General features: G+C 70.8%; 17 protein-coding genes. 7 read left to right on the forward strand and 10 right to left on the reverse strand.

All coding sequences use genetic code 11. From position 1 onward, the window contains the following. Positions 1 to 24: 24 nt before the first annotated feature. Both ACEZHJ_RS11160 and ACEZHJ_RS11165 read left to right on the forward strand, forming a co-directional pair. Positions 25 to 450 carry an OsmC family protein gene (locus ACEZHJ_RS11160; protein ID WP_163140680.1) on the forward strand — a complete coding sequence of 142 codons (426 nt, stop codon included), beginning with the start codon at positions 25 to 27 and terminating at the stop codon, positions 448 to 450. A 47-nt stretch (positions 451 to 497) separates the two neighbouring features. Then, positions 498 to 1,133: a hypothetical protein gene (locus ACEZHJ_RS11165; protein WP_163140678.1), complete on the forward strand. Its 636-nt coding sequence runs from the start codon at positions 498 to 500 to the stop codon at positions 1,131 to 1,133. 193 nt (positions 1,134 to 1,326) lie between these two features. Here the strand turns inward: ACEZHJ_RS11165 and ACEZHJ_RS11170 are convergent, their stop codons facing one another. Then, positions 1,327 to 2,427 carry a methyl-accepting chemotaxis protein gene (locus ACEZHJ_RS11170; RefSeq protein WP_163140676.1) on the reverse strand — a complete coding sequence of 367 codons (1,101 nt, stop codon included), beginning with the start codon at positions 2,425 to 2,427 and terminating at the stop codon, positions 1,327 to 1,329. Between the two features lie 302 nt (positions 2,428 to 2,729). Here ACEZHJ_RS11170 and ACEZHJ_RS11175 point away from each other — a divergent pair, with 302 nt between their 5' ends. From ACEZHJ_RS11175 to ACEZHJ_RS11195, 5 genes are read left to right on the forward strand one after another with little or no spacing between them, the layout of a single operon-like run. Next, complete coding sequence (locus tag ACEZHJ_RS11175) at positions 2,730 to 3,881, forward strand: cytochrome P450 (protein WP_163140674.1); 1,152 nt, start codon at positions 2,730 to 2,732, stop codon at positions 3,879 to 3,881. A 47-nt stretch (positions 3,882 to 3,928) separates the two neighbouring features. Beyond that, positions 3,929 to 6,259, forward strand: coding sequence for a thiamine pyrophosphate-dependent enzyme (locus tag ACEZHJ_RS11180; RefSeq protein WP_375036510.1), 2,331 nt, complete (start codon positions 3,929 to 3,931; stop codon positions 6,257 to 6,259). An 18-nt stretch (positions 6,260 to 6,277) separates the two neighbouring features. Continuing rightward, positions 6,278 to 7,300, forward strand: a complete 1,023-nt coding sequence (locus ACEZHJ_RS11185; RefSeq protein ID WP_163140305.1) for an alpha-ketoacid dehydrogenase subunit beta — start codon at positions 6,278 to 6,280, stop codon at positions 7,298 to 7,300. A gap of 3 nt (positions 7,301 to 7,303) precedes the next feature. Beyond that, a complete protein-coding gene (locus ACEZHJ_RS11190) occupies positions 7,304 to 7,546 on the forward strand; it encodes a biotin/lipoyl-containing protein (protein WP_018717750.1) in 243 nt (80 codons plus the stop codon). Next, entirely contained in the window at positions 7,536 to 8,336 is an 801-nt protein-coding gene (locus ACEZHJ_RS11195) for a hypothetical protein (protein WP_163140303.1), read from the forward strand. The genes ACEZHJ_RS11190 and ACEZHJ_RS11195 overlap by 11 nt, the downstream gene beginning before the upstream one ends. Positions 8,337 to 8,474: 138 nt before the next feature. Here ACEZHJ_RS11195 and ACEZHJ_RS11200 read toward each other — a convergent pair whose 3' ends face one another. From ACEZHJ_RS11200 to ACEZHJ_RS11240, 9 genes are all read right to left on the reverse strand, one after another. Next, on the reverse strand, positions 8,475 to 8,846 hold the full coding sequence (locus ACEZHJ_RS11200; RefSeq protein WP_163140301.1) for a DUF2255 family protein: 372 nt from the start codon (positions 8,844 to 8,846) through the stop codon (positions 8,475 to 8,477). Between the two features lie 100 nt (positions 8,847 to 8,946). Beyond that, positions 8,947 to 9,897, reverse strand: coding sequence for an NADP-dependent oxidoreductase (locus ACEZHJ_RS11205; RefSeq protein WP_163140299.1), 951 nt, complete (start codon positions 9,895 to 9,897; stop codon positions 8,947 to 8,949). 154 nt (positions 9,898 to 10,051) lie between these two features. After that, entirely contained in the window at positions 10,052 to 11,068 is a 1,017-nt protein-coding gene (locus ACEZHJ_RS11210) for a zinc-dependent alcohol dehydrogenase family protein (protein WP_163140297.1), read from the reverse strand. Positions 11,069 to 11,073: 5 nt separating this feature from the next. After that, positions 11,074 to 11,394: a tautomerase family protein gene (locus ACEZHJ_RS11215; RefSeq protein WP_163140296.1), complete on the reverse strand. Its 321-nt coding sequence runs from the start codon at positions 11,392 to 11,394 to the stop codon at positions 11,074 to 11,076. Positions 11,395 to 11,425: 31 nt separating this feature from the next. Further along, on the reverse strand, positions 11,426 to 12,853 hold the full coding sequence (locus ACEZHJ_RS11220) for an MFS transporter (RefSeq protein WP_018717756.1): 1,428 nt from the start codon (positions 12,851 to 12,853) through the stop codon (positions 11,426 to 11,428). A 207-nt stretch (positions 12,854 to 13,060) separates the two neighbouring features. Next, on the reverse strand, positions 13,061 to 14,050 hold the full coding sequence (locus tag ACEZHJ_RS11225; protein WP_026321015.1) for an aldo/keto reductase: 990 nt from the start codon (positions 14,048 to 14,050) through the stop codon (positions 13,061 to 13,063). A gap of 162 nt (positions 14,051 to 14,212) precedes the next feature. Then, the gene (locus tag ACEZHJ_RS11230; RefSeq protein ID WP_018717758.1) at positions 14,213 to 15,094 is read right to left on the reverse strand and encodes an aldo/keto reductase; all 882 of its coding nucleotides are present in this window, start codon (positions 15,092 to 15,094) and stop codon (positions 14,213 to 14,215) included. Between the two features lie 43 nt (positions 15,095 to 15,137). After that, a complete protein-coding gene (locus ACEZHJ_RS11235; protein WP_163140294.1) occupies positions 15,138 to 15,554 on the reverse strand; it encodes a cupin domain-containing protein in 417 nt (138 codons plus the stop codon). Between the two features lie 144 nt (positions 15,555 to 15,698). Further along, on the reverse strand, positions 15,699 to 16,058 hold the full coding sequence (locus ACEZHJ_RS11240) for a cyclophilin-like fold protein (RefSeq protein WP_018717760.1): 360 nt from the start codon (positions 16,056 to 16,058) through the stop codon (positions 15,699 to 15,701). Positions 16,059 to 16,222 lie beyond the last annotated feature (164 nt).

Raw genomic sequence — 16,222 nt, forward strand, 5'->3', positions numbered from 1 at the left:
CCCGCTAGCCTTTCGGGAGGCATCATGAAACGCAACGCAACCGCGGTCTGGCAGGGCGGACTCAAGGAGGGGGGCGGTACCGTCTCCACGCAGAGCGGCACCGTGGCGGGTGCCGGCTATTCGTTCGGTACCCGTTTCGAGCAGGGCGAGGGGACCAACCCCGAGGAGCTCCTGGCGGCCGCTCACGCGGGCTGCTATTCGATGGCCCTGTCGATGGTGCTGGGGCAGGACGACCTCACGCCGGAACGAATCGATACCACGGCGACCGTGACCATCGAGCCGGACGACAGTGGCTTTACCATCACCACGGTCCATCTGGACGTCCGGGCGCGTATCCCGGGTGCGGACCGGGAGCGTTTCAGCGCCGCGGCCGAGGCCGCGAAGGCGGGCTGTCCCGTCTCGAAGCTGTTCAACGCGGAGATCACGATGGACGCGCGGCTGCAGGAGTGACGGCGTTCCCCGCCGGAAGCGGGGCTGCCGGCTGTCAGGGGGTAACCATGCAATTTCCCGTGTTCTTTGACCGGGCGCCGGTCGTGCGGGTCCGGGATCCGCTGGCCGGGCTGCTCGGTGCCAGCGAGGACGGTGTTCTCGAGTACCGCTACGCGGACGCGGTCCGTCTCGCGGGGCATTCCTGTCCCACGGTGGCCGGTGCCTTTCTCACCGGCCGCGCGGCCCTGACGGCGCTGTACCCGGACACGTTACCGGAGCGCGGCGGGGTCGCCGTGGACATGCCGGCACGCGCCGACGACGGCACTACCGGGGTGGTCGCCCAGGTGCTGACCCTGCTCACCGGTGCCGCAGCGGAGGGCGGCTTCAAGGGGATCGGCGGGCGGTTCGCCCGCAACGGCCTGCTCCGCTTTGATGCGTCCGTCGAGGGGGCCGGCGGGGGCGTGTGCCTCCGGCGCCTCGACAGCGGCGAAGCCGTCGCCGTGCGCTTCGACGCCGGCGTGGTACCGGCCGACGGACAGCAGAAAGGGCGTCTGATGGCCATGCTGCAGGGGCGCGCCGATACGGCGGAGAACGCCGCCTTCGCCGCGGCCTGGCAGGACCGGGTGCGCCGCATCCTCGTGGACCATGCCGACGATCCGGCGATGGTAAGGGTGACGCGGCTGAGGCCGGACCCCGGCGGATGACCGGCACCGGTCGGCTGAGTCCGCGCCGCCGGCCGTACACGGCATGCCGGGCGAAGCCTGCGCGGCACGGCGTAGCGTCGCCGGCCATGGTCTCCCGCTCACGGCTCCGGGCTCCCGCCGGTTATCCCGGCGTCCGCCCTTCCCCGGGCCGTGCCGTGACGCACCGGCCGGGGCATCATCCCCGGCCCATGGGTCATTCGCTGGTGACGCGCCGGCGCACGAGTCGCCGCAACCGCTCCATCACGTCGAGGTTGTTCGCCTCCATGCGCTCCAGGGCGGTAACGGCGGCCTCGATGTCACCGCGCCAGTACGCGGCGACCGCCGCCCTGGCCTGGATGTGCACCTCGCGGTGGGGTGCCTCGATCGCCCCGAAGTCCGGGTCGTCGCCGAACAGGGCGCGTCCCTCGCCGGCATAGTACCACTGGCCAAGCGGGCATTGCGTCTCGTCCGGCAGATCGTCCGCTCCCTGCCCGGACGCGCCGCCGAGGACCTGGTAGACGGTGAGCTTGATCTCCAGCTCTTCAAGGTTGGCCAGTTCCACCTCCGCGAGCAACCCGGCCCAGCCGAGGGTCGTGCTGGTGCCCCGCGCCAGTTCCAGCAGGTGGGCCAGGCGGTCGCGCACCTGCTGTGCCTCGTCGCTGAGCGCGGCGACCTGTTCCGCATTGTCGCGGGTCACGGTCGTGGTCGTCGTCACCCGATCCTGTACCCGCGCCACGGCGGTGCCGATCTGTTCGGTTGCCTCGCCGGCCCGGGAGGCCAGGTTGCGTACCTCCTCGGCGACGACGCTGAACCCCCGGCCGTGGGCACCGGCGCGGGCGGCCTCGATGCTCGCGTTGAGGGCCAGCAGATTGGTCTGGCGGGAGACACCGTCAACGATATCGACGAGCTCCCGGATCGCACCAGCCTCGCGGTCGAGGGTCTCCACGTGCTCCGAGGTCTGGCCGATCGTTTCGCTGACGTGGGTGAGACGGGCGACCAGGTCCGCGACTGCCGTGCCGCTGGTGGTCGATTCCCCGGCGGTGGTCTCCGCGTCCGCACGCCGGCTGTTCAGCATGGAGGAAAGCTGCTGGAACGAGCCGCGCAGGGCGCTGAGGGACTGGCCGAACTGGTCGAATCCGCGTACGACGCGACCGCGTAGCTGCAGTGCGTCGTCGAGCTCGCGGCAACGCCGCAGGGCCGTGTCCCGCTCCTGTTCGAGCGCGGCGATCCGTTGGTGCAGCGTATCGCCATCGTCCTCGTGGATCGGGGGCGGTGTTTCCGGCCGGTTCCGCCGGCGTCTGATTGCCTGGAGCATGTCGTCGCCTTAAAATAAGTATTTTGTATGAATCTTAAAGTGGCCAGGGGAAAGTTTCAATGGCAAACAAGGTGTCTCCGGCCGTTCAGCACGGTCCTCGGTGGATCGTCTGCTCCTGGTGGCCGACATCACGTCGTATGCCGGCTGAAAACGTCGGTGCCGATAGGCTCGCCGGCCTTCATGCGTAGCCGGGCCGTGTTTCCGGCCTGTGGCTACGCCCCGGTGTTGGCAAAGGTGTGGGAAGCCGCTCGGATAACCCAAAGCGTCGGCCGCCGGTCGGCGACATGTTCAAGGAAGCTGCGATGAGTGAGTGCTGCGAGCAGGACTGGGATCCCACGATCCCGGATACGTCCCGGGATCCGGTCGGGCGCTACGACGACATGCGCGAGCGCTGCCCGGTGGCGTTCAGCGATTTCGCTGCCTGGAGTGTCTTCCGTCACGAGGATGTCGAGCGTGTCCTCCACGATACCGCGGTGTTCAGCAATCGCGTCTCGCGGCACCTGTCCGTGCCGAACGGTATGGACCCGCCGGAGCACACGGCCTACAGACGGCTCGTCGAGCGGCTCCTCTCCCCCGGCCGGGTCGCGACGTTCGAGGCGCGGTGTGCCGCGGTGGCCCGTTCGTGTATCGGGGCGGTGCCGGCGCAGGGCGCCGTGGAGATCATGGAAGACGTCGCCGGACCCTTCGCCGCGCGCGCCCAGTGCGCCTTTCTAGGCTGGCCGGAGTCCATGGCCCCGTCGCTGCTGCGATGGACCGCGCGCAATCATGCCGCGACCCTCGCGCGCGACCGTATCGCCATGGCCGGGATCGCCGAAGAGTTCGAGGACTACGTCGACGACATGATCGGCCGGCGCCGCCGCGGGGAAATCCCGGGCGGCGACGTGACCGGTGAGCTCATGGCCGCGCGTGTCGCCGGCCGGCCCCTCGGACGCGACGAGCTGGTGAGCGTGCTGCGCAACTGGACGATGGGCGAGGTGGGCACGCTATCCGCCGCCGTGGGCATTCTCGTCCACCACCTGGCGGCGGACGAGGCGCTGCAGGCGCTGCTGCGGCGTGATCACACCCAGGTGCCGGCGGCCGTCGAGGAGATCCTGCGCGTGGATGGCCCGCTGGTGTCCAACCGGCGCCGCACCACTCGCGGGGTCACGCTGGGTGGCCGGACCATCCCCGCCGGGGCTACCGTGTCGATCAACTGGATCGCGGCGAATCGCGACGAGGCGGCGTTCGAGCAGGCCCACCGGATCGACCTCACCCGCCGTCAGGACGGTAACCTGCTCTACGGTGGCGGCATCCACGTCTGCCCGGGGGCGGCGCTCGCGAGGATGGAGCTTCGGGTCATGCTGGAGGCGCTGCTGGAGGGAACGGCCTGGTTCCGTCCCGATCCGCAGCGTTTGTCCGAACGGGCCGGATTCCCCGCGGCCGGATTCGCCACGCTGCCCGTGTGCGTGGAATGAGCGTGGGCGGCCGAGGCGGCCCGTCCGGGCAGCGTGTCGGGGCGCAGGTGCTGTTTTTTCCCCTGGCCGCCGCCCATGCCCTGCTCGTGGTGCCGTTGTCGGTTCATGCGCTGACCGGCGGCAGCGCCCTGCTGCCGGGGCTCGCCACGAGCACGGGCCATGCCCACGAGATGCTGTTCGGCTTCGCCCTCGCCGTCGTTGCCGGTTTCACCATCAACCGTATCCGGCGGCCGGTGCTCGCCGCGCTACTGACGTTCTGGCTGGCGGGGCGTCTCGCCTTCCTGGCTGCACCCGGGGGTACGGTGGCGCTGCTCGCCAACGGACTGTTCGCCTCGGCCGTGGTCGTGCTCGCGGCACCGCCGTTCATGCGGGCGGCGAAGAAATGGCGGAACCGCGCAACCGGGCCGCTTCTGATCGCCATCGCCCTGGCCGCGGTGCTGACGCAGGTGAGCGATGTCGCAGAACTGTCCGGCCCCGAGCACGTTGTCCTGAGAGAGGCGGTGGTGCTGCTCGCCGTACTCATGCTCTTCATGGGAGGGCGCCTGATCGCGCCGGCCGCAGCCGGACACCTGCGGCTGCAGGGGGCTGTACTGTCGGCCCGGGTACAGCCCCGGCTGGAGGGGGCGTTGCTGCTGCTCGGCGGCATCGCTGTGCTGCTCCGGGCGGTTCCCGGTGCCCACGTGGCCGCCGGTGGTGTCCTGCTGCTGGTGGCCGCGACTGCCGGGCTGCGGCTCGGCCGCTGGCGGCTGTGGCGCTGCCTCGACCGGCATGACCTGATCCTGCTCGGTGCCGGGTATGCCTGGCTGGCGCTCGGCCTGGCGCTGCTCGGGGCGGCCTGGGTGACCGGCAGCCCGATGCCGACGACCGCGCTGCATGCCGTCACCGTGGGGGCGCTGGGCACGCTCACGATCACGGTCATGGCGAGGGCGCGCCGAATCGCCATGAAACGCCAGACCGCTTTCATGCCCGATATCGTGCTCGCGGTGCTGCTGGTGGGTGTCGCCGCGGTCTTGAGGCTGACGCTACCGGCGTGGTGGACGGCCGCCTCGCTGCTGTGGTCGCTCGCCTACACCATTGCGCTGGTGCATCTGCTGCGCCTGAACGGGCCCGCGCCCGGCGCCCGGCGCCCGGCAGTCGGGTTGAACCACCCGCCCCCCGTTCGGCTTTTGCCGATTCCCGTACAAGCGCGCGTTTGCAGCGGGTTGAATGTAGTGGCCGGCGTGCCGGGAGACCCTGAAGCGTCCGGACAAGCCCCCGGCCCTCCCCACGCCAATCCCCCCTTTGTTCCGCGTATTGACCGTCGTCAACCCCGGTGTGCTGAATCCGGCGCTATTCTGAAATCCGGTCAACCGCAGAAACGCCCGGATATCGCCCCGGCCGGAGGAGTGGCAATGGAACCGAGCAAGGACCAGCTGCTGTGGATGTACGCCGCCATGGCAAAGGCGCGCCATTACGAGGACACGATGGCCAGGGCCTACATGGAGGGAAAGACCCCGAAGTTCGACATCGGTGCCGGGCTGGTGCCCGGCGAGATGCACCTGGCCGCCGGCCAGGAGCCTTGCGCCGCCGGCGTGTGCGTGCACCTGCGTGCCGGCGACACGGTGACGGCGACCCACCGCCCCCACCACGTGGCCATCGCCAAGGGCGTGGACCTCAACCGGATGACCGCCGAGATCTACGGCCGGCGAGACGGCCTGGCGGGCGGGCGCGGCGGGCACATGCACCTGTTCGATCCGGCCGTGAACTTCGCCTGCAGCGGCATCATCGGCGAGAGCGCCGGTCCCGCCACCGGCGCGGCCCTGGCCGCCAGGCTGCAGGGTAGCGACGCGGTCGCGGTGGCCTACCTGGGCGACGGCGCTGCCAACCAGGGCGCCTTCCACGAGGCGCTCAACCTGGCGTCGCTGTGGCGCCTGCCGGTCGTGTTCGTCATCGAGGACAACGCCTGGGGGATCTCGGTGCCGAAGAGCCGGTCCACCGCGGTGCCGGACAACAGCGTGCGCGCCCGGGGCTACGACATGCCCGGCGTGCACGTGGCCGACAACGACACGCTGGCCGTGTTCGATGCCGCCGGCGAGGCCGTGGCACGGGCACGCCGGGGCGAGGGTCCGACCCTGATCGAGGTCCAGACCTACCGCTACTACGGCCATTTCCAGGGCGACCCGGAGGTCTACCGGCCGAAGGACGAGGTGGCGCGGCTCAAGGCCCGGGACCCCATCGATCGGCTGCGCGGGCACATGCTCGACAACGCCGGCGTCACCGAGGCCGAGGCGGACGAGGCGCTGACCCGGGTCCGGGCCGAGGTAGACGCGGCGTTCGAGTTCGCGCGCCAGAGCGGGGAGCCGGCGCCCGAGGACGCGCTGGAGCACGTGTTCGCGTAACCCGAGGAGGTGGGTCAGATGTCCAGGAATCGAGTACTGACAGGTTCGCGCGCGATGGTGGAAGCGATCGCGCAGGAGATGCGCGTCGACCCCACGGTCTTCGTCATGGGCGAGGACGTGGGGCCTTACGGGGGGATATTCAGTTCCACCACGGGGCTGCTCGACGAGTTCGGCGAGGAACGGGTGCGCGACACCCCGATCTCGGAGACGGCCTTCATCGGGGCGGGCGTGGGCGCGGCCATGGCCGGCATGCGCCCCATCGTCGAGCTCATGTTCGTCGACTTCTTCGGCGTCTGCATGGACGCCATCTACAACCTGGCGGCCAAGAACACCTATTTCTCAGGCGGCAACAGCAAGGTGCCGATGGTGCTGATGACCGCGACCGGAGGCGGCTACAGCGACGCCGGCCAGCACTCGCAGACGCTGCACGCCACGTTCGCCCATCTGCCGGGGATGAAGGTGGTGGCACCGTCGAACGCCTACGACGCCAAGGGACTGATGACCTCGGCGATCCGCGATGACGCTCCGGTGCTCTACATGTTCCACAAGGGGCTGCAGGGCCTGGCCTGGATGGCCGCGCCGGAAGGGGCGTCCACCGAGGTGCCCGAGGATCCCTACGCCATCCCCTTCGGCGAGGCCAGGGTGGTGCGCGAGGGGGGCGACGTCACCATCGTCGCGATCAGCATGACGGTGCACCACGCACTCGCCGCCGCCGAGGCACTGGCGAAGGACGGCGTCGACGCGGAGGTCATCGACCTGCGCAGCCTGGTGCCCCTGGACCGGGAGGCGGTACTGGCGTCGGTGCGCAAGACCGGGCGCCTGGTGGTGGCCGACGAGGACTACCGCAGCTTCGGCCTGACCGCCGAGATCATCGCCTCGGTGGCGGAGACCGACCCGGGCCTGCTCAAGAGCGCGCCCCGCCGCGTGGCCTGCCCGGATATCCCCATCCCCTACAGCCGGCCGATGGAACGGTTCGCGCTGCCCGACGCCGACAAGATCCGGGCTGCCGTGCAGCAGACCCTGAACCGGGCGGTGGCCTGAACGATGGCGGACGTACGCATACCGGAGGGGCTCTGGGACGCCGACATAACGCCGGAGGGGGTGGTGGCCAACTGGCTCTACCGGGACGGCAGCGAGGTCGACGCCGGTGAGACGGTCGCGGAGATCATGGTGGAGAAGGCCACCATGGAGATCACCGCGCCGGCGGCCGGGCGGCTGGCGATCACGGTGGCGAAGGACGGTGTGGTCCGTCCGGGCACGGTGATCGGCCGCATCGATGAGCAGTGACGCGGTACTTGGCGGCGCCGGTCGGGACCGGCCGGGGTCGCCAAGTACCGGGCCGTTCCGGCGCGACGGACTCACGGCCGCGGCGGGCCTCGACTGGCAGCGCGACGTGGCCGCGGCGGTGGGGGCCGGGCACCGGCCGCCGGCGACCCTGATCTGGCGCTGTGCACCGGCACTGGTCGTCGGTGGGGCGGAGCGCGGACTGCCGGGCTTCGGCGATGCCTGCGAGCGGCTGGCGGCCGAAGGCTGGCCGGTGTGCGGGCGCGACAGTGGCGGCAGCGCGTTTCCCGTGGGGCTGCACAGCGTTCAGCTCGCCCGCATCCTGCCGCGGCGCTCGGGGGCGTCGCTGGAGCGGTTCTACCGTTGCATGGCCGAGCCGGTGGTTGCCGTGCTTGCGCGGCTCGGCCTGGGCGCGGCGACGGGGACGGTGCCGGACGCCTTCTGTGCCGGGAGCCGGGATATCGCCGTGGGCGGGCGCAAGCTCGCCGGTCTGGCCCAGGTGTGGCGGGGCCCGGTGGACAGGGGCGGCTACGTGATGATCACCGCCTCCGTGCTCCTGGACGGCGAACCGGAGGCCCTGTGCCATGCGGTGAACCGGTTCCACGAGCTGGCCGGCGGTACCCTGCGGTGCCGGCCGCAGGCGGTGACCTCGGTGTGCCGGGAGCTCGGGGGGGTACCGGACGGTTCCGGTCTTGCCGCGGCCTTCGACGCCGCGCTGGCGGAGGCGCTGTCCCCGGAGGCAGGGGACACAGTCCCGCGGGCTTTGCCGGAACAGGCCGTCGGGTCGCCGTAACGGATAGACCGGTCTGATTGCCGTTGGCCAAACGCGCCCCGCGCGTGTAGCCCACGATGTGCTCACGAAAGCGGCCACGCCTGCTGGGACCCGTCTGCCCCCTCGGATTGCGGATCGGCGGCAGGCGCGATGCCGGCCTCAGCGCGGCGTGATCCTGACCGTTGCCGGGCGGACACGATCCCCGATCATCGCTGCGAGGTAGGGGCTGGCCCCGTACTTCGCCCGGTAGGCGTCGTCGATGCGGTCGTTGACGGCCCCGGTGACGGGCTCGAACGCGACCTCCAGCGTCATGTCCGCGGCGGCGATCCGTCCCGCTTTCTGCGCGACAGCGGCCTGGTACCAGCGGGAGTTCCGGCCGTTGTAGGCGCGGACATAGAGGGCGCCGTCGACGGTCACCGACCAGATCCAGGTCGGGGTCCCGTACGTCCTGCCGTCGTCGCGGAAGGGGGCGATGTGCAGATCGTCGGCCCCGACGATCCGGTGAAGGACATCTTCTGACCATGCCGTCATTGCAGTAACCTCCGGTGGGTTTCACGTCCGGGATCGCCGGCTTCGGCCGGCGTCGTGCCGCCGAAGCCGGCGACCCCGGTTCCTCGTTCCGCGTCGCCGCTCAGTCGAACTCGAGCACGAACCGCCCGCGTGCCCCGCCGGCGTCGAGTCGCCGATGGGCCTCGCTCGCCTCGGCGGCGGGAAACGTCCCTGCCACCCGCGGGGGCAGCAGACCGCTTTCGACCTGCCGGGCGATCCGGGCGATCGCCTCGTGGTCGGTGGCGCGCTCGCGCACGTTGACGAACGTCACGGTCATGCCGCGGCCGAAGCTCGTCTGCTCCGCCGGACGCAGGATGATGAACATGCCGCCGTCACGAACGGCGGGGGCGATCCGCCCGCCGAGGCTCGCCGCGTCGACGACGGCGTCGACGCCGTCGGGGAACGCCTCGCGCACACGCTCCGCGGCGTCTTCACCCCGCGGGACGAAGTCCGTGGCCCCCCGGTCGCGCAGATAGGCCTCGTCCTGCGGCGAGGCGATGGCCACGATACGGAGGCCGTCGTCGTTCGCCAGGGCCGTGGTGTAGGTGCCGACCGCCCCCGCCGCGCCGGTGACCAGCAGGGTCGAGCCCGGTGCCAGGTCCAGCGTGTCCAGGGCGTTGCGGGCGGTGAGGGCGTTCATCAGGAATGCCGCCGCAGCGGGGATGTCCGTGCCCGCCGGCACCGGAGTGACGGAGGCCGCGGGCAGGCACACGTACTCGCTGTATCCGCCGTAACGGCCGTGGTTGTCGACTATCCCCACGACCTTCTCCCCGACCGCGGGAACGGACCCCGCCTCGACCCCGTCGCCGACGGCGTCGATGACACCGGCGATATCCATGCCGGGCACGAAGGGTGGATCGACTCCCGCGTAGAGGTCGGCGAGATCACCCTGGCGCAGCATTACGTCGGCGGGATTGATACCGGCCGCCTGCACCCTCACGCGGACCTCGCCGGGGGCGGGCTCCGGGTCGGGGAGTTCCACCAGGTGAAGCACGTCCGGACCGCCGTACTCGTTCAAACCTACTGCACGCATCTCGTTGCTCCATGTTGCCAGGAAGCCGGGGCCGGGGGCTGGCGCAGGCAGCCTCCCGGTCCCGGGAAATGAGTACCGCCGGGTGGCGGGGGCCACACGGTCTCGCCACGGGACCCCGCGGCGTGCCCCGCCAGCGCCGGTCATGCCCTGTGCCTCAAGGGCGAAGCAGGACCTTGATCGCACGCCGCTCGTCCATGGCCTTGTAGGCCTCGGCGACCTGGTCCAGCGGCATCGTCACGTCGAAGACCTTGCCCGGGTCGATCTTCCGGTCCCAGATGAGCGGGATCAGCTCGTCCAGGAAGTTGCGCACCGGTGCCGGCCCGCCGTGGAGATGGGCGTGGGTGAAGAACAGCTTCTCGCCCTCGAGCGAGACGCCGTGCGGCATGCCGACGTAGCCGACGAATCCGCCGGGACGCATCGCGCCGATGGCCTGCGACATGGACTCCTGGGTGCCGACGCACTCCAGCACCGAGTCGGCGCCGACGCCGTCGGTCATGTCCTTGATGCGGGCGATGCCCTCTTCACCGCGCTCGGTCACGATATCGGTCGCGCCGAACTCCTTCGCCAGCTGCTGGCGCTTTTCGTGACGGCTCATCGCGATGATCCGCTCGGCGCCCTTGAGCCTGGCCGAGAGCACGCCGAGCAGGCCGACCGCGCCGTCGCCGACCACTGCGGCGGTGGAGCCGGGCTGCACGTTCGCCGCCTCCGCCGCGAACCAGCCGGTGCCGAAGACGTCGGAGACCGCCTGCAGGCTCGGCAGCAGATCGTCGGCGGGCGTTTCCGGCGTGGCGACGAGCGTGCCGTCGGCGAGGGGAACGCGCAGCAGCTCCGCCTGCGCGCCGCCGACGAACTCCGCGTGCTCACAGGAGGGCTGGTAGCCGTGGCGGCAGTGGGGACAGGTGTTGTCCGAGGCGAAGAACGAGCCGATGACGAACTGGCCGGGCTTCACCGAGGTCACGGCGCTGCCGACCTCCTCGACGACCCCGCAGTACTCGTGACCCATCGGCGACGGTCCGTCGAGGGGCTGGAGGCCGCGATAGGGCCAGAGGTCCGAGCCGCACACGGACGTGACGGCCAGGCGCACGACGGCATCCGTGGGGTGGACGATCCTGGGGGATTCCATGTCCTCGAAACGAACGTCACGAGGGCCATAGAGCATTGTTCCCTTCATGATGATTACTCCCTGAGAGCGTTGATGGTGTATCGGGGGTCTGCCCGTTGAGGCCGGGGCGTCGCGTTGCCCCCGTCCTGGTGTCGCAGGACGGGCCACTCCATCTCGTAACCGGGTTTCCTGTAGACCTGGTCCCACTTGTCCCGGATCTCCGGGCGATAGACCCGCTCGGCCCAGTCGCCGGGCGTTATCTCCTCGAAGGCGACTGACACCTCCTCTTCGGCGGCGTCGAGATGGTTCACGACATCCCGGGTAATGGCCTCGGCGAGTTCGGTCTTCTGCCGTTCCGACTTGCCTGGTCGGTGCTTGACGACGACGTGCGGCATTGCCTTCTCCTGTGCCTGTCAGCCGCGAAGCTCATGCGCTTCCCGGCGGTGTGTTTTCCCTTGCGGGCGCGGTTTCCGGTGCCGGGCGTTCGTGGGCGAAGAACACGACGAGCGCACCGAGGAGCGAGAATCCCGCGGTCACCAGCACCGCGACATTCCAGCCGGCGAGCAGGCCCGCGGGCCCGGACCCGGGACCCGCGTGGGTGACGAGTACGGTGACCAGCGCCAGCCCCGCGGCGGAGCCGAGGTAACGCGCGGTGTTATTGGCGCCGCTGCCCATGGCGGTCCTGCCGGCGGGCACGCTCGCCACCGCCTGACGGCCGAGGGCGGCGTTGAGTACGCCGTAGGCGGCCCCGGCGATCAGCAGTGCCGGCAGCAGGCGCGTGAGCGTCCCGTCCAGGGAGAGCCCGATCAGGCCGAGCTGTCCCGCGGCGGAGCCGAGGAGGCCGGCGATGAGCTGGGTCCGGGGCGTCACCCCCGTGGGCAGCCACCGGACCCCGAAGGCGGTCACGACGCTGGTCGCCGACCAGGCGAGCAGCATCAGGGCCGACAGTAGCGTGCTGGTGCCCAGGGCCCGTTCGAGCAGCATCGGCAGGGATGACACCAGGGAGAGCACGCCGGCGCCGGCGGCGAACGCCGCCGTCGTCGCGCCGAGGAAATCGGGGCAGCGGAAGAGCGCGATATCGAGCATCGGCCCCTCGATCCGGCGTTCGACCGCCACGAATCCGGCCAGCAGGACCAGTCCCAGGACCAGCAGGGCAACCACCAGCGGGCGGTCCCAGCCCATGCGCCCCTCGACCAGCGCGGACAGCAGCGCCGCGATCCCGCCCCCGAGCAGCAGGGTGCCGGCCAGGTCGATGCGGCGGGGCACCGGCGCACGGGACTCCGGCAGAACCCGCCGGGCCGTCCCGGCGAGCGCGGTCGCCGCCAGCGCGGTGAACACGTAGGGGAGGCGCCAGCCGCCCAGGTGGTCGAGACCCGCCGACAGCAGCGGCCCGATCGCCACACCGGCCCCGAGCGCGGCGGCCCAGACCCCGGTCGCCCGGGCACGGGGCGCGCCGGAGGGAAAGGTGTGACCGATCAGGCCAAGGCCGCACGCGAGGATGGCGGCGCCGCCCAGTCCCCCCAGGACACGGGCGATGACGAGCACCAGCGCCGTCGGCGCGAGGGCGCCGAGGATCGATGCGATGGCCAGTAGCAGGGCCCCGCCGACGAATACCCGGCGCCGTCCGTAGTCGTCGCCGATGGCGCCGCTGCTCAGCAGGCCGGCGGCGGCCCCGACGCTCATGCCGCTCATGATCCAGGCCTGGATGCCGGGGCCCACGCCCAGGGCGCCGGCCGTGCTCATCAGCGTGGTCAGGGGGAGCGTGAACGCCACGAGCACCAGCAGGGGGCCGGCGGCCGCGACGGCCAGGATCGAGCCGGGGCTCGGGGCGTCTGTGTTCGTTGCTGCGTTCATGCACCACTCCGCGCCGGCGGGCCGGGGCCATGGGGCCATCGGTCCCGCGCGCGCTGCGTTCGTGTGTTGGTCAGGGGCTCGGTGACGGGTGGGTCGACGGCGTGCCCCGGTGTCGGGGGGCTGCCCCGCAGGGCCGAAGACCCGGCGCCGCCGTTCGGGGGACGTCCCGGGTCGCGGTGTCCCCCGAGCGGGGAAGGGCGGAGCGCGTCACCGGCCGGAGAGCTTCATGAGGTCGTCCGGATAGCGTGCCCCCTGGACCGTGAAGTCGGCGTCCTCGATCTCGCGGAGATCGTCGTCGGTCAGTGTCACCGTCGTCGCCTCGACGTTCTCTTCCACGCGTGCCGGCCTGGTGGTGCCCGGTATGGGGACGATCCACGGCCGGCGGGTCAGCAACCAGGCCAGCGCGATCTGGGCGGGCGTGGCGTTCCGGCGCTCGGCGATCCGGCGGAGGACGTCGACCAGCGCCAGGTTGGCCTCCAGGTTCTGCTGCTCGAAGCGCGGGATGCGGGCACGCAGGTCCGAGCCGTCGAACCGCGTCCCCCGGCCGATGCCGCCCGTGAGGAAGCCCTTGCCCAGCGGGCTGTACGGCACGAGTCCGATCCCGAGTTCTTCCAGCAGGGGGAGGATCTCGGCCTCCGGGTCCCGCGTCCACAGCGAGTATTCGCTCTGCAGCGCGGTGACGGGCTGAACCGCATGCGCCTCGCGGATCGAACGCACGCCGGCCTCGGACAGGCCGAAGTGCCTGACCTTGCCCTCGTCGATCAGCTCTTTCACCGTGCCTGCGACCTCCGGCATGGGCACCTCGGGGTCGACCCGGTGCTGGTAGAGGAGGTCGATGCACTCCGTTCCCAGACGTTTCAGCATCCCCTCGGTGGCCCGCCGGATCTGCTGCGGGCGGCTGTTGAGGCCGCCGAGGACATCGCCGGTGTCGGGGTCGATGTTCCAGCCGAACTTGGTCGCGATCACCACCTGGTCACGGAACGGCGCCAGCGCCTCGCCGACGATCTCCTCACTGCGGAAGGGGCCGTAGATTTCCGCGGTATCGAAGAAGGTGACGCCGCGCTCCACGGCCGTGCGGATGAGGCGGACCATGTCCTGCCTGTCCGGCGTTTCGCCATAGGCGCCGGATACGCTCATGCAGCCCAGCCCGATGGCCGAGACCTCCGGTCCCCTGCTTCCAAGTCTGCGTTTGTGCATGGTCGTGCCACTCCGTTGCGTGAAGAGAATGTCCCGGTGTGACGGCCATCCCGGGGCCGCCAATAACCCTGTCCGTTCCCCCGCGGCCGGGGGGGCGGCGCGGGGCACCCGCGTCACTGCGGGGCCCTGCGGTCACCCGGGTGTCGCCCGTCAGGGCCCGGATCAGTCCCCGCTGCCGAACGTCTCCGGCGTGACCTCGGCGGGGTCGGGGCCGCCTCTCTCGCCCCGGTCGAGGGCCTCGATCGCGGCGACCTCGTCACGTGTCAGCGAGAAGTCGAAGATGTCGCCGTTCTCGTGGATGCGGCCGGCACGGACCGACTTCGGGATGACCGAGTTGCCGAGCTCGATGTGCCAGCGCAGCACGATCTGGGCCGGGGTCTTGCCGTACCGCTCGGCCAGCGAGACGACGACGGGGTCCCGAAGCGGGTCGCCCGTCGCCGCCGCCTCACCCAGGTAGCGTTTGATGCCGCCGATCGGCGACCACGCCTGGGTGACGACCCCCATCTCGCGGTTCGCCTTCCGGAGTTCCGGCTGGGCCAGATACGGATGCAGCTCGACCTGGTTGACCGCCGGTGTGACGCCGCTCGCCTCGGTGAGCCGCCGGATATCGTCGGGCGAGGCATTGCATACGCCGATCGCCCTGACCCGGCCCTCCTCCAGCAGCCTCACTGCCGCTTTCCAGCTTTCGAGGGTGCGCTCGAAGTGTTTCGGCACCGGCCAGTGCAGGAAATAGAGATCGAGCGTCTCCAGGCCGAGCTCCTCCATCGAGCGGTCGAACGACCGCAGGGCCCGGTCGTAGTCGTAGTCGCTGATCCAGAGCTTCGTCTGGACGAAGAGGTCGTCCCGGGGCACGCCGCTCTCGCGGATGCCCTGGCCGACCTGCGCCTCGTTCATGTACCGGGTGGCGGTGTCGATCAGGCGGTAGCCGTCCGCCAGTGCGGTCCTGACCGCCTCGACGGTCTCCGCCGGGCCGGACTGGAAGACGCCGAGCCCGAAGGCCGGCATCCCGAGTCCATTGCCCAGTGTCAGCATCGGTCCCTTCATGGGAGGTGTCCTCGGTTGAAATGGGGGCCGAGCGACAAGGCCCTTACTCCGCCGACGCGACCGCGGCGTCGTAGTCCTCGTCGGTGACCTTCTCCAGCCAGTGGACGGGCGTGCCGTCGAGCGACTCCTGGATAGCGATATGGGTCATGGCGGTGCCGGGCATGGCGCCGTGCCAGTGCTTCTCGTTCGGCGGGCACTGGATCACGTCACCGGGACGGATGATCCTTGCCGGTTCTCCCTCGCACTTCACGACGCCGCAGCCGGACGTGACGATCAGGTTCTGGCCGAGGGGGTGGGTATGCCACGCGGTGCGCGCGCCGGGCTCGAAGGTCACGCTTGCACCGGAGGCGCGTGCCGGCTCGGCCGACTGGAAGAGCGGGTCGATGCGCACGGTGCCACTGAAGTAGTCGGCGGGGCCGGCGCTGGAGGGCCGTGATCCGGCTCGATGGATGTCGTGCATGGTATTTGCTCCTCTGGTAGGGGGCCCCCGATGGGGGCAGGGTTACGGGGTGCCGTCATCAGGACGGCGCCGTGCGAACCGGGTTCCGCTGCCGGGTGTCCCGGTAATCGGACGGGAAGGCCGTACCGCGCGGGTCGGCCGCGTTCACTGCGGGGGATCGATCAGCTCGATGCGGGTCCGCAGCGCTCCCCTGGCCTCGAGCGCGCTCACGTCCCCCTCGATCCGGCCGAGCCGGACCAGTCCGTTCGCGTAGCCGAAATCGCGGTAGAACAGGGCCAGGTTGCCCCACGGGGCGTAGTAGGTGACGTCGCCCACGTCGGGGTCCACCCCCTTGGGGGCGCCCTCCGTCGACAGCCGGGACGGCAGGTCCGCGATCTTCTCGGTCGCATGGAAGTCCTCGAGGGTGAGCTCGAGGGGCAGCATGGCGGCGAAGTCGCGGGCCGCCGGCGTGTCTTCCAGGCGTGCCACCAGCTCCGTGTCCTCCACCGTGATGCGTATCCTCATGGTGTCCTCCGTCGGTTCGGATCGCGTGTTCCCGGCGTACGCAACGCACGCCCCGAGCAGGGCGACGCCGCCGATCGCGGTGCGCAGGAATCGTCGGTCCAGGGCCCTCAACATGCCGAATGGCCGCCATCACCGATCAGGGCGGGGCGGGCCGACCCGCCGTT

This window comes from Arhodomonas sp. KWT2 (assembly GCF_041949875.1).
Lineage (GTDB): Bacteria > Pseudomonadota > Gammaproteobacteria > Nitrococcales > Nitrococcaceae > Arhodomonas > Arhodomonas aquaeolei.